Annotated in this window: 13 protein-coding genes; 9 read left to right on the forward strand and 4 right to left on the reverse strand. The window is 70.7% G+C overall.

What is annotated here, in order from left to right:
* Positions 1-240 precede the first annotated feature (240 nt).
* The gene (locus ACIBEI_RS03295) at positions 241-3,615 is read right to left on the reverse strand and encodes a pyruvate carboxylase (protein WP_398885096.1); all 3,375 of its coding nucleotides are present in this window, start codon (positions 3,613-3,615) and stop codon (positions 241-243) included.
* Between the two features lie 203 nt (positions 3,616-3,818).
* Positions 3,819-4,769 (reverse strand): SDR family NAD(P)-dependent oxidoreductase, encoded by a 951-nt coding sequence (locus ACIBEI_RS03300; RefSeq protein WP_398884526.1) that lies wholly within the window; start codon positions 4,767-4,769, stop codon positions 3,819-3,821.
* Positions 4,770-5,003: 234 nt separating this feature from the next.
* On the opposite strand from ACIBEI_RS03300, the gene ACIBEI_RS03305 reads away from it, so the two are divergent.
* Entirely contained in the window at positions 5,004-5,435 is a 432-nt protein-coding gene (locus ACIBEI_RS03305; RefSeq protein ID WP_398884528.1) for a VOC family protein, read from the forward strand.
* Positions 5,436-5,453: 18 nt separating this feature from the next.
* Here the strand turns inward: ACIBEI_RS03305 and ACIBEI_RS03310 are convergent, their stop codons facing one another.
* Positions 5,454-7,301, reverse strand: coding sequence for an ABC transporter ATP-binding protein (locus ACIBEI_RS03310; RefSeq protein WP_398884530.1), 1,848 nt, complete (start codon positions 7,299-7,301; stop codon positions 5,454-5,456).
* Positions 7,302-7,731: 430 nt separating this feature from the next.
* Between ACIBEI_RS03310 and ACIBEI_RS03315 the strand changes: the two genes are divergently transcribed.
* The 8 genes from ACIBEI_RS03315 to ACIBEI_RS03350 all read left to right on the forward strand — a co-directional run bounded on the left by ACIBEI_RS03315 (position 7,732) and on the right by ACIBEI_RS03350 (position 14,279).
* Positions 7,732-7,902, forward strand: coding sequence for a hypothetical protein (locus ACIBEI_RS03315; RefSeq protein WP_398884532.1), 171 nt, complete (start codon positions 7,732-7,734; stop codon positions 7,900-7,902).
* 193 nt (positions 7,903-8,095) lie between these two features.
* A complete protein-coding gene (locus tag ACIBEI_RS03320; protein WP_398884534.1) occupies positions 8,096-8,935 on the forward strand; it encodes a hypothetical protein in 840 nt (279 codons plus the stop codon).
* A gap of 97 nt (positions 8,936-9,032) precedes the next feature.
* The gene (locus tag ACIBEI_RS03325; RefSeq protein ID WP_398885098.1) at positions 9,033-10,034 is read left to right on the forward strand and encodes a glycoside hydrolase family 43 protein; all 1,002 of its coding nucleotides are present in this window, start codon (positions 9,033-9,035) and stop codon (positions 10,032-10,034) included.
* Positions 10,035-10,398: 364 nt separating this feature from the next.
* On the forward strand, positions 10,399-10,785 hold the full coding sequence (locus ACIBEI_RS03330; RefSeq protein ID WP_398884536.1) for a molybdopterin-binding protein: 387 nt from the start codon (positions 10,399-10,401) through the stop codon (positions 10,783-10,785).
* 51 nt (positions 10,786-10,836) lie between these two features.
* Complete coding sequence (gene modA / locus ACIBEI_RS03335) at positions 10,837-11,667, forward strand: molybdate ABC transporter substrate-binding protein (RefSeq protein WP_398885100.1); 831 nt, start codon at positions 10,837-10,839, stop codon at positions 11,665-11,667.
* Positions 11,664-12,536: an ABC transporter permease gene (locus tag ACIBEI_RS03340; RefSeq protein WP_398884538.1), complete on the forward strand. Its 873-nt coding sequence runs from the start codon at positions 11,664-11,666 to the stop codon at positions 12,534-12,536. The genes modA and ACIBEI_RS03340 overlap by 4 nt, the downstream gene beginning before the upstream one ends.
* Positions 12,533-13,663 (forward strand): ABC transporter ATP-binding protein, encoded by a 1,131-nt coding sequence (locus tag ACIBEI_RS03345; protein WP_398884540.1) that lies wholly within the window; start codon positions 12,533-12,535, stop codon positions 13,661-13,663. Before ACIBEI_RS03340 ends, ACIBEI_RS03345 begins: the two co-directional genes overlap by 4 nt.
* Positions 13,664-13,859: 196 nt before the next feature.
* The gene (locus ACIBEI_RS03350) at positions 13,860-14,279 is read left to right on the forward strand and encodes a molybdopterin-binding protein (RefSeq protein WP_398884542.1); all 420 of its coding nucleotides are present in this window, start codon (positions 13,860-13,862) and stop codon (positions 14,277-14,279) included.
* On the opposite strand, the gene ACIBEI_RS03355 is transcribed toward ACIBEI_RS03350, so the two are convergent.
* Positions 14,245-15,447 carry a cytochrome P450 gene (locus ACIBEI_RS03355; RefSeq protein WP_398884544.1) on the reverse strand — a complete coding sequence of 401 codons (1,203 nt, stop codon included), beginning with the start codon at positions 15,445-15,447 and terminating at the stop codon, positions 14,245-14,247. The genes ACIBEI_RS03350 and ACIBEI_RS03355 overlap by 35 nt on opposite strands.
* Positions 15,448-15,458 lie beyond the last annotated feature (11 nt).

Raw genomic sequence — 15,458 nt, forward strand, 5'->3', positions numbered from 1 at the left:
GCCGTGTAAGTGGTCGCCTTCGTCGCTCATCTCACTGCTCCGGCTTCGCCTCGGACAGGACCGTGCAAGGACGTGCAGGGACGGTGGCAGACCCCAAGCATGTCGGAGGGAATCAGATCGCGGAAGAACGCGACAGGGGTCCCGGGGGCGGCGAACCGCCACCCGGGACCCCTCAATTCCCTCCGGACCCTCCGAACTCTCCGAACTCCCCGAACCTTCCGGCCGGAGCCGTCGGGAGGGTCAGCCGATCTCGACGAGCAGGTCGCCGCCCTCCACCTGCTGGATCTTGTTGATGGCCAGCCTGGACACCGTTCCGGCCTTCGAGGCGGTGACCGCGGCCTCCATCTTCATGGCCTCGATGGTGGCCACCGTGGCACCGGCCGCCACCTCGTCGCCCTCGGCGACCGCGAGCGTCACGACTCCGGCGAACGGCGCGGCGACATGGCCGGGGTTGGCACGGTCGGCCTTCTCCGTCGCCGGGACGTCGGAGGCCACCGAGGTGTCGCGCACCTGGATGGGCCGCAACTGGCCGTTCAGAGCGGACATCACCGTACGCATCCCGCGTTCGTCGGCCTCGCCCACGGCCTCCAGCTCGATGAGCAACCGTACGCCCTGTTCGAGGTCGACCGCGTACTCCTTCCCCGGGCGCAGCCCGTAGAAGAAGTCCTTGCTGTCCAGCACGCTGGTGTCGCCGTAGGTCTGACGGTGTGTCTCGAACTCGCGCGTCGGACCGGGGAACAGTAGCCGGTTGAGTGTCGTACGCCGCTCCTTCACCAGCCCCTCGCGGTCGTCCGCGGTCAGTTCCTCGACGGGCTTGGGGGCGGCGCGGCCCTCAAGGGCCTTGGTGCGGAACGGCTCGGGCCAGCCACCGGGCGGGTTGCCCAGCTCGCCGCGGAGGAAGCCGATGACGGAGTCGGGGATGTCGAACCTGTTCGGCGTCGCCTCGAAGTCCGCCGGTGAGACGCCGGCGCCCACCAGGTGGAGCGCGAGGTCACCGACCACCTTCGACGACGGCGTGACCTTCACCAGATGGCCGAGGATGCGGTCCGCGGCGGCGTACATCGCCTCGATCTCCTCGAAGCGGTCGCCGAGGCCGAGCGCGACCGCCTGCGTGCGCAGGTTGGACAGCTGCCCGCCGGGGATCTCGTGGTGGTAGACCCGCCCGGTCGGCGAGGCGAGCCCCGCCTCGAAGGGCGCGTAGATCTTGCGGACGCTCTCCCAGTACGGCTCCAGGTCCCCCACGGCCTGGAGGCTGAGCCCGGTGGACCGCTCGGAGTAGTCCGTGGCGGCGACGATGCCCGACAGCGAGGGCTGCGAGGTGGTGCCCGCCATCGACGCCACCGCGCCGTCGACCGCGTCCGCACCGGCCTGGATCGCGGCGAGGTAGGTGGCGAGCTGACCGCCGGCGGTGTCGTGGGTGTGGATGTGCACCGGCAGGCCGAACTCTCGGCGCAGCGCGGATACGAGGGTCGCGGCGGCCGGGGCCCGCAGCAGGCCCGCCATGTCCTTGACGGCCAGGACGTGGGCGCCCGCGTCGACGATCTGCTCGGCGAGGCGGAGGTAGTAGTCCAGGGTGTAGAGCCGCTCGGACGGGTCGGACAGGTCGGAGGTGTAGCAGAGGGCGACCTCGGCGATCGCCGTTCCCGTCTCCCGTACGGCGTCGATGGCGGGGCGCATCTGCCCGACGTCGTTCAGCGCGTCGAAGATCCGGAAGATGTCGATGCCGGTCGCCGCGGCCTCCTGCACGAAGGCGTCGGTCACCTCGGTCGGGTACGGCGTGTAGCCCACGGTGTTGCGGCCGCGCAGCAGCATCTGCAGGCAGATGTTCGGCACGGCCTCGCGGAGCGCGGCGAGGCGTTCCCAGGGGTCCTCGGCCAGGAAGCGCAGCGCGACGTCGTAGGTGGCGCCGCCCCAGCACTCCAGGGACAGCAGTTCGGGCAGGGTCCGCGCCACGACGGGCGCGACGGCGAGCATGTCCTTGGTACGCACCCGGGTGGCGAGCAGCGACTGGTGGGCGTCGCGGAACGTGGTGTCGGTGACGCCGATGGCCGGTGACTCCCGCAGCCACCGCGCGAAGCCCTCGGGGCCCAGTTCGACGAGCCGCTGCCGGGACCCGGCGGGCGGCTCCGTGGCCGACACGGGCGGCACCTTGGTGACGGGGTCGATCAGCTCGGGCCGTTCGCCGTGCGGCTTGTTCACGGTGATGTCGGCGAGGTAGGTGAGCAGCTTCGTACCGCGGTCGGCGGAGTGGCGTGCCGTGAGCAGGTGCGGACGCTTCTCGATGAACGAGGTCGTGACCTGGCCGGCCCGGAAGTCCGGGTCGTCGAGCACGGCTTGCAGGAAGGGGATGTTGGTGGCCACGCCGCGGATGCGGAACTCGGCCACGGCACGCCGGGCCCGGCCGATCGCGGTGCTGAAGTCGCGTCCCCGGCAGGTGAGCTTGACCAGCATCGAGTCGAAGTGCGCGCTGATGTCCGTACCGGCGTGGGTGGTGCCGCCGTCCAGCCGGATGCCCGAACCGCCGGGCGAGCGGTAGGCGCTGATCCTGCCGGTGTCCGGGCGGAAGCCGTTGGCCGGGTCCTCGGTGGTGATCCGGCACTGGAGTGCGGCGCCGTGCAGGGTGACGGTCTCCTGCGAGAGCCCGAGGTCGGCCAGGGTCTGGCCGGAGGCGATGCGCAGCTGCGACTGCACGAGGTCGACATCGGTGACCTCCTCGGTCACCGTGTGCTCGACCTGGATGCGCGGGTTCATCTCGATGAAGTGGTAGTTGCCCTCGCGGTCGAGGAGGAACTCCACCGTGCCCGCGTTGCGGTAGCCGATCTCCCGGGCGAACCGTACGGCGTCGGCGCAGATCCGCATCCGCAGTTCGGGGTCGAGGTTCGGCGCGGGGGCCAGCTCGATCACCTTCTGGTGGCGGCGCTGCACCGAGCAGTCGCGCTCGAAGAGGTGGATGACATTGCCCTCCCCGTCCGCGAGGATCTGCACCTCGATGTGGCGGGGTTCGACGACGGCCTTCTCCAGGAAGACCGTGGAGTCGCCGAACGCGGACGCCGCCTCGCGGGACGCCGCCTCGATGGACTCGCGCAGCTGGGCGGGCTCCTCGACCCTCCGCATGCCACGCCCGCCGCCACCCGCGACGGCCTTGACGAACACCGGGAAGCCGATGTCCTCGGCGGCGCGGACGAGTTCGTCCACGTCGGTGGAGGGTTCCGAGGAGCCGAGCACCGGTACGCCTGCCGCGCGGGCGGCGGCCACGGCGCGCGCCTTGTTGCCGGTCAGCTCCAGCGTGTCCGCGCTCGGGCCGACGAAGGTGATGCCCGCCTCCTCGCAGGCGCGCGCCAGGTCGGGGTTCTCGGACAGGAATCCGTATCCCGGGTAGACCGCGTCCGCTCCCGCCCGCCGCGCCGCGCGGACGATCTCCTCCACCGAGAGGTAGGCCCGGACCGGGTGCCCGGGCTGTCCGATCTCATAGGCCTCGTCGGCCTTCAGCCGGTGCAGTGAATTGCGATCCTCGTGCGGGAACACGGCCACGGTCCTCGCGCCCAGCTCATAGCCGGCACGGAACGCGCGAATAGCGATCTCACCACGGTTGGCGACCAGCACCTTGCGGAACATTTGGATCCCTTCAGCCTGCCCGGTGACGCGCACCATCGTGTCGGCCCCGCCCGCCCCGCGCCATGTGAGCCGGGCCACTCGTCCGGATACCTCCGACCTGCGGAGCAGCCGACCGCCCGGCCGGGACGCCCGCCGGCCGGTCTCGCGGGCCACCGGCGAACTCCTTGAGCGGACAGGCGGCTACCCAGTTGCGGGGTACGCAGTCACGCGGGCCCGAAGGTCGGATCGACCCCGGTCAGGTCGCGGCTGGCCTCCCACAGACGTGCCGCGGTCTCCCGGTCGGCCAGCCGGTCGCCGACCGGTTCGAGTCCGGGCGCGCCTCGCAGGCCGAACACCCGGGGGCCCCACAGCTGCCCGCCGCTCACGGACGGGTCGAGAACGGCCCGTACGGCAGGCCACGCGGCGTGCTCCTTGCCCTGGACGAGCAGACCGGCGGGCAGGCCTCGCAGTCGTTCGCCGGTGGTGCGCCGGTGCACGTCAGCGCGTTCGGGAGTCAGGGAGTCCAGCGCGCCGCCGGGGTGGGTCACCACGCTCGACACCGTGCTCGCGGCGGCCCGCAGCCGGCGGTCGAGCTCGAAGCCGAAGAGCATCTGCGCGAGTTTGGAGCGTGAGTACGTGCGCTTGGGCCGGTAGTCCCGGGTGCTCTGCAGATCGGCGAGGTCCAGCCGCACGGACTTGCCCGTGAAGCTGCCGGTGGTGACGACACGGCCTGCTGGGGCGGCCGCCAGCAGGGGCGCGAGCCATCCCGTCAGCGCGAAGTGCCCCAGGTGGTTGATGCCGAACATCCACTCGTTGCCGTCCGCGGTCTCCCGGCGCTCCGGCTCTTCGACCAGGACCCCGGCGTTGTGGACCACCGCGTCCAGGCGGTCCACCTCCAGGGCGTCCGCACAGGCCCGCAGTGAGGACAGGTCGGCGAGGTCCAGCCTCAGATGACGTACGTGTGCGTCGGGGACGCGGGAGCGGATGGAGGCCGTGGCCGCGTCGGCCCTGGCCGCGTCACGGCTGCCGAGCACCACCGTGGCGCCGGTGCCGGCGAGCTGCTCGGCGACGAAGTACCCGATGCCCGCGTTGCCGCCGGTGACCAGGAAGGTCTTGCCGTCGGCACGCGGGAGCCGGTGAACGGACCACGGCCGGGACTGGACTGCGGACGACATGGCACGCTCCTCGCGTTCGGGACGGTCTGGCGGTGGCGGGACGGCCGCGCGTTCACGGCCCGTCGCCCACATCCCCAAGATCCCGGCGGCCTCCGACAGATCACCGACAGATTCCGTCGGCCGCCTACAGGCGAGCGATACGGCCGCTCATGCGCGGCCGGACCGTTGACGTGATCCTGGACAATCTTCGAAGGCGGGGGCCGGACCCGCGTCGCTGAGAGGCAGGAGACGTCCATGACCGTTCTCGACTCCCCGATCCCGCGTTTCCATCTGGCCATGCCGGTCGACGACCTGGCGGCCGCCCGCCGTTTCTACGGTGAGGTGCTGGGCCTGGAGCAGGGCCGCAGCTCGGACACCTGGGTGGACTGGAACCTGCACGGCCACCAGTTCGTCACGCACCTCGCGCCGGAGCGCGCCCAACACATCCACAACCCGGTCGACGGCCATGACGTACCCGTGCCGCACTTCGGGCTGATCCTCACGGTCCCCGCGTTCCAGCAGCTGGCGGAGCGGCTGCGCGCGGCGGACGCAGAGTTCGTCATCGAACCCTACGTCCGCTTCCAGGGGCGTCCCGGCGAGCAGTGGACGATGTTCCTCCTCGACCCGGCCGGCAACGCCCTGGAGTTCAAGGCGTTCGCCGACGACTCCCAGGTCTTCGCCGCCTGACGCGCGACCGGCTCGCGTTCAGAGCAGGTCGGCCCGGGCGGGGCTGCCGTCGAGAGGGTCGTCGACGGGGTCCATGGCGTCCTCGTCGAGGAAGCCGCCCGACTGGTGCTGCCACAGCTTCGCGTACGCGCCCTCCGAGGCGAGCAGTTCCTGGTGGGTGCCCTGCTCGATGATCCGTCCGCGGTCGAGGACGACGAGTCGGTCCATGGTGGCGACCGTGCTCAGCCGGTGCGCCACCACGAGCGCCGTCCGTCCCTCCATGAGCCGCCACAGCGCCTCCTGGACCAGGATCTCGCTCTCGGAGTCCAGCGCGCTGGTGGCCTCGTCGAGCAGCAGGATCGGTGCGTCTCGCAGGATCGCCCTGGCGAGAGCGACCCGCTGGCGCTGTCCGCCGGACAGCTTCACACCGCGCTCGCCCACCATGGTGTCGAAGCCGTCCGGCAACGCGTCGGCGAACTCCGCGACATGCGCAGCCTCGGCCGCCCGGCGGATCTCGGCGTCGGTGGCGTCCGGCCGGGCGAACGCGATGTTCTCCCGCAGTGTCCGGTGGAACATCGCGGGGTCCTGCGGCACGTAGGCGATCAGACCGCGCAGGTCGGCCTGGCGCAGCCTGCTGATGTCCTGGCCACCGATCAGGATGCGGCCGGCCTCGATGTCCGTCATCCGCAGCAGCAGCCGGGTGAGGGTGGTCTTGCCGCCGCCGGACCGTCCGACGAGGCCGATCTTCGTCCCGCTGGGCACGGCCAGGTCGAGGCCCTCGAAAAGCGGCCGCCCGCCCCCGTGGGCGAAGGTCACCTGCTCGAAGCGGACGTCGGCGGCTCCGGGCAGCGGCGCGGGCGACGCCGGGTCGAGCACGGTGGGCGGCGCCAGCAGCAGTTCGGTGAACTGCGAGGCCTCCGTCATCGAACTCTCCAGGCGGCGGTAGATCTGGTTGAACTCGAACATGATCCGCGTCGCGTTCGTGTAGTACGTGAAGGCGACCACGACCGCCTCGACGCCGAGCTGCCCCCCGCCGAGCGCGACCGCGAGCAACAGGCCAAGGGCGTTGGTCAGTACGGACATCGGCGCGACGAGCGTGTCGATGCGCAGGTTGCCGTAGTCCCACGACCTCAGCGTGAGCCGCCGTGATGCCGCGACGCGGGAGCGGTGCTCGGCCGCCTCACGTTCCTCGGCCGCGAACGCCCGGACCGTGTCCATGTTCATGAGGCTGTCGGCGACGTGGCCCGCCACCCTGGCGATCGCCTCCTCGCGCTTGTCGACGAGCGCCTGACGGCGGCGGATGAGGGGCACCACGATCAGCGCCGTGAGCGCGATCATCGTCAACAGGCCGACGACGAGCAGCGGTTCATAGCGCCACAGCACCACCGACCCGAACAGGAGCGGCACCAGACTTCCCACGACCTGGAACGTCAGCGTGTCGACGAACTCCTCGAATCGGGACGCGAAGCTCAGCACCCGCTTGGTCAGGGCCCCGGCGAAGTTGTCGTGGAAGAACGCCGCGTCCTTGGCGAACAGCTCGTCCATGCCGACCACGTACAGCCGCTCGATACCGCGGGCGGCAAGGCGGTTCAGGCAGTGCAGGCCGATGCGCCACAGTATTTCCGCGAACAGCAGGACACCGGCGAAGCCGAGAACGTACGGCATCGTCGAGCCCAGGTCGATACCGGCGTCACCGGCGATGTGGCCGACGAGCTTGGCGACGATCAGCGGCGCAATGTAGTTGATGCCGATGTTGCCCAGTGCGGGCATCAGCATCGCGGGTACCGTCAGCCACCGTAACCGGGCCAACTCCCGTCCGTAGTACCGGAGTGCCAGGAGCACCGAGCCCCTGCTCCGCGGAACCTCTCGCGATTCGGGCGATTCCATTCCATCCCTGTGGTGTTGTGTGCCAACTGGAACCGAATCGTCCCGCGAGGGCACCCCCCGAGTCCAAGCGTTTTTCTCGGCCATTGGCGCGCCACCCACCGGTGCGCCGCGTACGCCCGCGTGCGCGCCGGCACGGCCCGGGAGGGGGGCGCCCCTCCCCGCCATCGCGACGCGTCAGGCATACGCGTATACGCGTCGCACGCGTCGCACACGGAATGGACCACCGCAGAATGTTTTCACCACGGGCACAGAATTACTTCGCGTTCTCCTCAATTGCGTTCCGCCCGCCGCGTTTTATCCACCGGTCGGACCACGGGATTGCCGCGCGAATTGGCGGGCATAATTGCGTGCGAATCCCAGCCCGGCCGGTTGAATGGCGGTATCGACACCGCTCGTTCATCCGGGTCCGACACGAAGAAGGACCAGCCCAGTGATACCCAGCTCAACCCGAAACGATCATCTCCCGGTCTACGAGAGCCTGGTGCGTGAGCGAGGTGACGTCGTGGAGGAAGCCCGCGCGGTGGCCGAGCAGACGCAGCGCCAGATGACCGAGGCACTCAACGGACACGAAGCGGTCCAGCCCGAGCACGATCCCCGGTGAGCCCGCTCCGGCCGGGCGCGGTACACCGCTGTACCCCACAGAGCCCCCGGAGAACCCGCGCAGGAGTCTCACACAGACTGCACACAGTCCCTCGAAAGCCTCGTTAGCGTTGCAGCCCGCTCGATCCCACGTACGAACGTGCCCGGGCCGCGGCCCGGAGGGTCGACGGTGCGTCAACCCAGGAAGACCCCAGATGGACTACTGCTCCTCCTGCCGCCGGCATCTCAACGGCGCCCTGGTGTGTCCCGGGTGCGGTGCCTACGCCCCGGACATCGCCCCGATCACCGCCGGCGGTCACACCGTCCCGGCCATCTCGCCGGGGTCGGGCACACCGCCTGAATGGAATGCGGCCCCGGCAGACACGTGGCACGACGACCGGCCGCACGCCACGGTCGGCGGGGCAGCAATCACGGCGGCCATGAGCGAGTACCCGCGGACCGATCCGGGCGACGACCTCGTACCCGTGCCGTCCGCCCCACAGGGACGGGCGGCACGGCGTCGCCAGCGGGCCCGCTGGAAGAAGACCCAGCGCCGGGCCGTGGTGGCTACCGCCGTCGCACTCGTCGGCGGCGGCCTGACGGTGTCCGCGATGAACCAGCAGTCCGGTGACCGGGCACAGGCGGCCACGGCGCCGGAGACCGCGGGCACGGAGACGGACACCGACGGGAATTCGACGCCGTACACGCGGCCGAGCAGGACGCGGCCCGACTCGGGCGCCTCCTCCCCCACGTCCTCCGCACCCGAGCGCGCCAGTCGGCAGCGCGCCGCCGCTCCGCCCCGGAGCACGCCCTCGAACCTGCGACCCGACTCGGCCGCCCCGCCGCGCAGTACGACGACCGAGGAGTCGGCCCCTCAGCCGCAGACGTCCTCCCCGTCCGCGGAGGACACGGTCTCCGACCGCGACGAGGCGCAGCCCAGTCAGACGCCCACGCCCTCTGCCACCGAGCCGAGTTCGCAGCCGCCGCAGACGAGCCCCGCGCCGACCGCGACCTCGCCGTCGCAGATATGCCTGCTCGTGGTGTGCCTCGGCTGACGACGTCGAGTTCGCCGGCGAACCGACAGTTCACCGGCGGCCCGACCGCTCTCGGCTCCCGCCGACGTAGTCTTCGGCCGTGGCCGAGAGCGAACTGATGCGCCTTCCCGACATGCCGCTGCACGATCCGTTCGTCGTCGCCGACCCGAGGACGCGCGCCTATCACCTCTACACGTCCAACGACCCTTCCGTGTCGGGCGTGGACGGCACCGGCACGATGGTCTACCGCAGCGAGGACCTGCGCGACTGGACGCGTCCCGTCGTGGTCTTCCTCGCCGCCGAGCAGCAGGAACTCTGGGCGACCGACGGCGGATGGGCGCCGGAGGTCCACCAATGGGGCGGCAGGTACTACCTGTTCACCACTCTGCACAACCAGGACAGGCCGATTCCGGTGCCTCCGCCCAACCAGTGGGGGGTGCCGTTCCAGATCCCGGCCTACATGCGCGGCACGATCACGGCCGTTTCGGACTCGCTGCTGGGCCCCTTCGGCGTCGTCGACCCCGCACGCCCCACCCCGCCGGAAAATCTCATGACCCTCGACGGCACGCTCCACGTCGACCCGTCCGGACAGCCCTGGATGGTGTACGCGCACGAGTGGCTGCAGACCATCGACGGAACCATGGAGGCGATCCGGCTTGCCCCGGATCTGACCCGGACGATCGGCGACCCGGTCCTCCTGTTCAAGGCCTCGGACGCGTCCTGGATCACCGAGCAGATCCCCGGCGGCCTGCCGAACCAGCTCCCGCCCTACGTCACCGACGGTCCCCAGCTCCACCGCACCCCTGACGGGTCCCTGCTCATGCTGTGGTCGACGTACGAGAAGAACGTGGTCGGCCAGGACGGGTCCATCAGTGGCGGCTATGTGCAGACGTATGCCACCTCCAGGTCCGGCAGCATCACAGGACCGTGGCGGCAGCACCGACCGCTGGTCCGCGACGACAGCGGACACGGCATGCTCTTCCACACCTTCGACGGCCGGCTGATGATGGTCCTCCACCGCCCCTTCGAGAACGCACGGGGCAAGCTGTACGAGATGGAACTCGGCGGCCACGAGCTGCGCGTGCTCCGCCGACGCGCCGACCTCGACGGCGGCGGCTGACACGGCTCCACGGCGCGACACGGCAAGGCCGCTTTCCCCTTCGGGCAAGGCCCGCTTCTCCCATCGCTTCAACGCAGGTCGAGCAGTTACTCGTAGGGGCCAGGCCGCACCGCCGATCCGGAACGCCTGCACGCGACAGCGGTCGCAGGAGGCCAGCAGCGTCGCCCGGGTGCGCGCGTCCCGGCCGTACCTCGCCGCAGCCGATCCGCGCTCCCGCCTCACCGGGCTCCTCCCACCTCCCGGACGACCGTACCCGGGCAGCCGTCTCGTACAAACGCACATTCCAGGCCTGCCAATCAATGATCCGGCTCATGCAATGAGACAGTAGGCTTTCTCCTTGCATTTGCGGCAGTATCATCGGCGCATGCACACCTACCGGATCAGGGACGCCGCCGCCCTGCTCGGTGTCAGCGCCGACACCGTGAGGCGCCTGGTCGACGGTGGGAACCTCGCTGCCGAACGCGACGGGATGGGCCGCCGGATCATCCCCGGGCCGGTCCTCGCCGCCTATGCCAGGCGGTTGCACCGCACGGACCAGGAGAACGCCGGCTCCTCGGCCCGCAACCGTCTCTCCGGCATCGTCACGGACGTGATCCTCGGCGATGTCTCCGCGCAGGTGGAGATCCAGGCGGGGCCGTTCCGGGTGGTGTCCCTGGTCAGCCGCGAGTCGGCCGAGGAGTTGAAGCTGGAGCCCGGTGTTCCGGCGGTTGCCGTGATCAAGTCGACCAACGTGGTCGTCGAGAGACCGTAGAGGAGTCCCGCGGTGGATTCTTCGCCATGTGACAGAGGGAGTAGATCCGTGATGACTCGTTCCGCGCGCCGGACCCACCGGACCATGCAGGTGGCCGGTGCGGGAGCCGCCGTGTTGCTGGCCCTGAGCGCCTGCTCCTCCTCCGACGACTCGTCGACGGGTTCCGGCTCCTCCGCGTCGGAGTCCTCGTCCTCCTCGGACAAGCTGTCCGGCACCGTGACCGTGTTCGCCGCGGCCTCCCTCAAGGAGAGTTTCACCGCGCTGGGCAAGGAGTTCGAGCAGGAGCACCCCGGCACGAAGGTGACCTTCAGCTTCGGTGGCAGCGACTCGCTCGCAGCGAGCATCACCGGCGGTGCCCCGGCCGACGTGTTCGCCTCCGCCAGCCCCAAGACGATGGCCATCGTCACGGACAAGGGCGACGCGTCGGGGACACCCGCCACCTTCGTCCGCAATCAGCTGGAGATCGCCACCCTGCCCGGCAACCCGGACAAGATCGTCTCCCTCAAGGACCTCACCAAGTCGGGCCTGAAGGTCGTGCTCTGCGACAAGACCGTGCCGTGCGGCGCCGCCGCCCAGAAGGCCCTGGACGCCAGCAAACTCAAGCTCACACCGGTCTCGTACGAGCAGGACGTCAAGGCCGCCCTGACCAAGGTCGAGCTCAAGGAGGCCGACGCCGCGGTCGTCTACAAGACCGATGTGAACGCCGCCGGTGACAAGGTGGAGGGCGTGGACTTCCCCGAGTCGGCCGACGCCATCAACGACTACCCGATCGTCCAGCTCAAGGACGCCCCCAACGCCGAGGCGGCCAAGGCGTTCATCGCGCTCGTGCGGTCCGCCGACGGCCAGAAGGTCCTGACCGAGGCCGGGTTCCTCAAGCCGTGACCTCCCCGACCGACGCACCCCACAAGTCCGCCGCCGCGGCCGACACCCTCCGGGGTGGACCGCGGCGCGGGCGCGTCCGGAAGGGCTTCGGCCGGGGCGTACCACTGCCCCTGCTGGTGCCCGCGCTGCTGGGCCTGGCGTTCCTGGTGCTGCCGCTGATCGCCCTGCTGGTCCGCACCCCCTGGCACAGCCTGCCGGACCAGCTGACCAGTCCCGAGGTCTGGCAGGCGCTGAAGCTGTCCCTGCTGTGCGCCACGGCGGCGACCGCCGTGAGCCTGGTGATCGGGGTGCCGCTGGCCTGGCTGCTGGCCCGGGTCGAGTTCCCCGGACGCGGGCTCGTACGGGCCCTGGTCACGCTGCCGCTCGTCCTGCCCCCGGTGGTGGGCGGTGTGGCGCTGCTGATGGCGCTGGGCCGCAACGGCATCGTCGGAAAGTGGCTGGACGCGTGGTTCGGGGTCACGCTGCCGTTCACCACCGCCGGAGTCGTCGTCGCCGAGGCGTTCGTGGCGATGCCGTTCCTGGTCATCAGTGTCGAGGGCACCCTTCGGGCCGCCGACCCCCGCTACGAGGAGGCGGCCGCCACGCTCGGGGCCTCCCGCTTCACCGCCTTCCGCCGCGTCACGCTCCCGCTGATCGCGCCCGGGATCGCCGCGGGCGCGGTCCTGGCCTGGGCGCGGGCGCTCGGCGAGTTCGGCGCGACGATCACCTTCGCCGGCAACTTCCCCGGCCGTACGCAGACCATGCCGCTGGCCGTCTACCTGGCCCTGCAGAGCGACCCCGAGGCGGCCATCGCCCTCAGCCTGGTGCTGCTGGCCGTGTCCGTCGCGGTCCTGGCCGGGCTGCGCGACCGCTGGATGACCGCCTCATGACCCACACCGAGAAGACCCAGAAGAACGAGACGGCCGAGAAGGCCGAGAAGGCCGCGTACGAGGCCACGGGCGGGCCCGGACCGGCTCCGGCGGGGCTGGACGCCCATCTGGTCGTCGACCGCGGCTCGTTCCGGCTCGACGTGGCGCTGACCGCCGCACCCGGCGACGTGGTCGCGCTGCTGGGCCCCAACGGCGCCGGAAAGACCACGGCCCTGCGCGCCCTGGCCGGCCTGACACCGCTCACCGGCGGCCGTCTCCGCCTGGACGGTGCGGCGTTGGAGCGTACGCCGCCCGAGTCGCGCCCCGTCGGTGTCGTCTTCCAGGACTACTTGCTCTTCCCGCACCTCACGGCCCTGGACAACGTGGCTTTCGGACCGCGCTGCCACGGTGCGACCAAGGCGGAGGCCCGCGCCCAGGCCGCCGAGTGGCTGGAGCGGATGGGCCTGGCCGAGCACGCCGGCGCCAAGCCCCGCCGCCTGTCCGGCGGCCAGGCCCAGCGCATCGCCCTCGCCCGCGCCCTCGCCACCAACCCCCGCCTGCTGCTCCTCGACGAGCCCCTCGCCGCCCTCGACGCCCGCACCCGCCTGGAGGTACGGACCCAACTCCGCCGCCATCTGGCCGAGTTCGAGGCCGTCGCCGTACTCGTCACCCACGATCCGCTCGACGCCATGGTCCTGGCCGACCGTCTCGTCGTCATCGAGGACGGCCGCATCGTCCAGGAGGGCACCCCCGCCGACATCGCACGCCACCCGCGCACGGACTACATCGCACACCTGGTGGGCCTGAACCTCTACAAGGGACGGGCCGAGGGCCACACGGTCCGCGTGGACGACGGCCCGGAGATCACCACCACGGAGGACCTGACGGGCCCGGTCTTCGTGGCCTTCCCGCCGAGCGCGGTCACCCTCTACCGGGACCGCCCCACCGGCTCCAGCGCCCGCAACCTCTGGCAGTGCGAGGTAGCCGGCATGGAGACCCACGGCGACCAGATCCGCGCCGACCTCACCGGCGAACTCCCCCTCGCCGCCGACCTGACGACCGTGGCGGCCGCCGAACTCGACCTCCACCCCGGGGCCACGGTCTGGGCGACGGTCAAAGCGGCCCAGACCCACGCCTACCCGGCCTGACGCGACGCGGAAGCCGACCGCACACCCTCCCTCGCCCTCTTCCCCTCCGCTCCTCTCGACCTGCGAGGTCTTCGACGTCATTCGCCCGGCGGATGCGACCAGCCTCACCACGGCTCACGCCCCACGCGGCTACGGTGAACCCACAGTCACCCCAAAGTGAGACATATCCACCACGCAGTCTGTGAGGCGTCCCGTCATGAGTCTGAGCATCCGCAACCAGCTCCCCGGCACCGTCACCTCCGTCACCCCGGGCGAGGCCATGGCTACCGTCAAGGTGCGTCTCGACGGCGGGCAGGAGCTCACCGCGGCGATCACCTTGGAGGCGGTGAAGGAACTCGGTCTCGCCGAGGGTTCCGCCGTCCGCGCCCTGGTGAAGTCCACCGAGATCTCGCTGGCCACCGGCCCGGTGGACGGTCTGTCCATCCGCAACCGGCTGCCGGGCACGGTCACCGACATCGCCACGGGCGGCGCCATGGCCTCCGTGAAGGTGAGCGTCGACGGCGGCGACCTGACCTCGGCGATCACGAAGGACGCCGTAGGCGACCTCGACCTGAAGACCGGTACCGCCGTCACCGCTCTGATCAAGTCGACCGAGGTGTCACTCGCGACCATGTGAGGGGCAGGGACGCGAGGCCGCGCATCAATCGCGTGTGCCGCCATTCCAGTTCCTCCGCGGGAATCGCCGGCCGAATGTCGGCGAAGCGGGAAATGACCGCCCGGAGCGCGAGTTCGGCCTCGGCTCGCGCGAGGGGCGCTCCCAGGCATCTGTGGATTCCGTGGCCGAAGGCGAGGTGTCCGGTGGCACCACGGTTGAGATCGAGCTGGTCGGGATCGGGAAACCGGTTCGGGTCGCGGTTGGCGGCGCCGGGAGCGATGAGCACCGGAACGCCTTCGGGAATCACGGTCCCGCCGAGCGTGAACTCTTCGGTGCTGTAGCGGAACGTGGCGATCCCGACAGGCGAGTCGAAGCGCAGCAACTCGTCCAGCGCACTCCCGAGGAGCTGCGGCTCGGCTCTCAACCGCGCGAGGGACTCCGGGTGCTGGAGAAGCGCCAGGGCCGCGTTGCCGATGAAGTTGGTGGTGGTCTCGTGGCCGGCCACGAGCAGGAGCACGGCGAGCGAGACGAGTTCGTCCTCGGTCAACTGGTCCTGGCCGTCGCGTACTGCGATGAGGTCGTCGAGCAGACCCTCGCCGGGCGAGCTGCGTCTGGAGGCGACGAGGCCGGCCATGTAGCCGCCGATGGCATGTGAGGCGGCGTCGATCCGCCGGGGGTCTCCGGCGGCGAACAGTTCACTCGACCAGGTGCGTACGAACCGACGGTCGGACTCGGGCACCCTCAGCATCTCGCAGATGACCGTGACCGGCAGCGGGACGGCGAGGCTCTCGACGAGGTCCACCGGGCCGTGGTCGGGCCAGGCGTCGAGCAACTCGTCGACCAGGGCGGCGATACAGGGGCGCAGCCGTGCGACGGCCCCGGTGGTGAACGCCTTGGTCACCAGCGCTCGCAGCCGTGCGTGCTGCGGAGGGTCGGTGGCAAGCATGTTCTGGGAGACTGCCGGATGCAGATCACGCTGCGACGGCCGGCCGGCGAAGAACCGCGTGGTGTTCTTCGAGAGCCGAGGATCGGCGAACGCCTCCCGGGCCTCCGCGTAACCCGTGACCAGGTAGCTGGGGCGCCCTCCTGAACCGGCGGGCACCCGCTGCACCGGCGCCGCGTCACGCAGCCGCGCGTAGGTCGGGTAGGGATCGGCGAAGAACCCCGGATCCAGCAACGGGTCGGTCACGCTCGCGGCTC

This window comes from Streptomyces sp. NPDC050988, assembly GCF_044456225.1.
Lineage (GTDB): Bacteria > Actinomycetota > Actinomycetes > Streptomycetales > Streptomycetaceae > Streptomyces.

Bases quoted from the DNA above. Each gene is read 5' to 3' on its own strand.
- ACIBEI_RS03300 (WP_398884526.1), bottom strand. From the start codon at position 4,769: ATGTCGTCCGCAGTCCAGTCCCGGCCGTGGTCCGTTCACCGGCTCCCG.
- ACIBEI_RS03330 (WP_398884536.1), top strand. From the start codon at position 10,399: ATGCACACCTACCGGATCAGGGACGCCGCCGCCCTGCTCGGTGTCAGC.
- ACIBEI_RS03345 (WP_398884540.1), top strand. From the start codon at position 12,533: ATGACCCACACCGAGAAGACCCAGAAGAACGAGACGGCCGAGAAGGCC.
- ACIBEI_RS03295 (WP_398885096.1), bottom strand. From the start codon at position 3,615: ATGTTCCGCAAGGTGCTGGTCGCCAACCGTGGTGAGATCGCTATTCGC.
- ACIBEI_RS03310 (WP_398884530.1), bottom strand. From the start codon at position 7,301: ATGGAATCGCCCGAATCGCGAGAGGTTCCGCGGAGCAGGGGCTCGGTG.
- ACIBEI_RS03350 (WP_398884542.1), top strand. From the start codon at position 13,860: ATGAGTCTGAGCATCCGCAACCAGCTCCCCGGCACCGTCACCTCCGTC.
- ACIBEI_RS03325 (WP_398885098.1), top strand. From the start codon at position 9,033: ATGCGCCTTCCCGACATGCCGCTGCACGATCCGTTCGTCGTCGCCGAC.
- ACIBEI_RS03305 (WP_398884528.1), top strand. From the start codon at position 5,004: ATGACCGTTCTCGACTCCCCGATCCCGCGTTTCCATCTGGCCATGCCG.
- ACIBEI_RS03320 (WP_398884534.1), top strand. From the start codon at position 8,096: ATGGACTACTGCTCCTCCTGCCGCCGGCATCTCAACGGCGCCCTGGTG.
- modA (WP_398885100.1), top strand. From the start codon at position 10,837: ATGACTCGTTCCGCGCGCCGGACCCACCGGACCATGCAGGTGGCCGGT.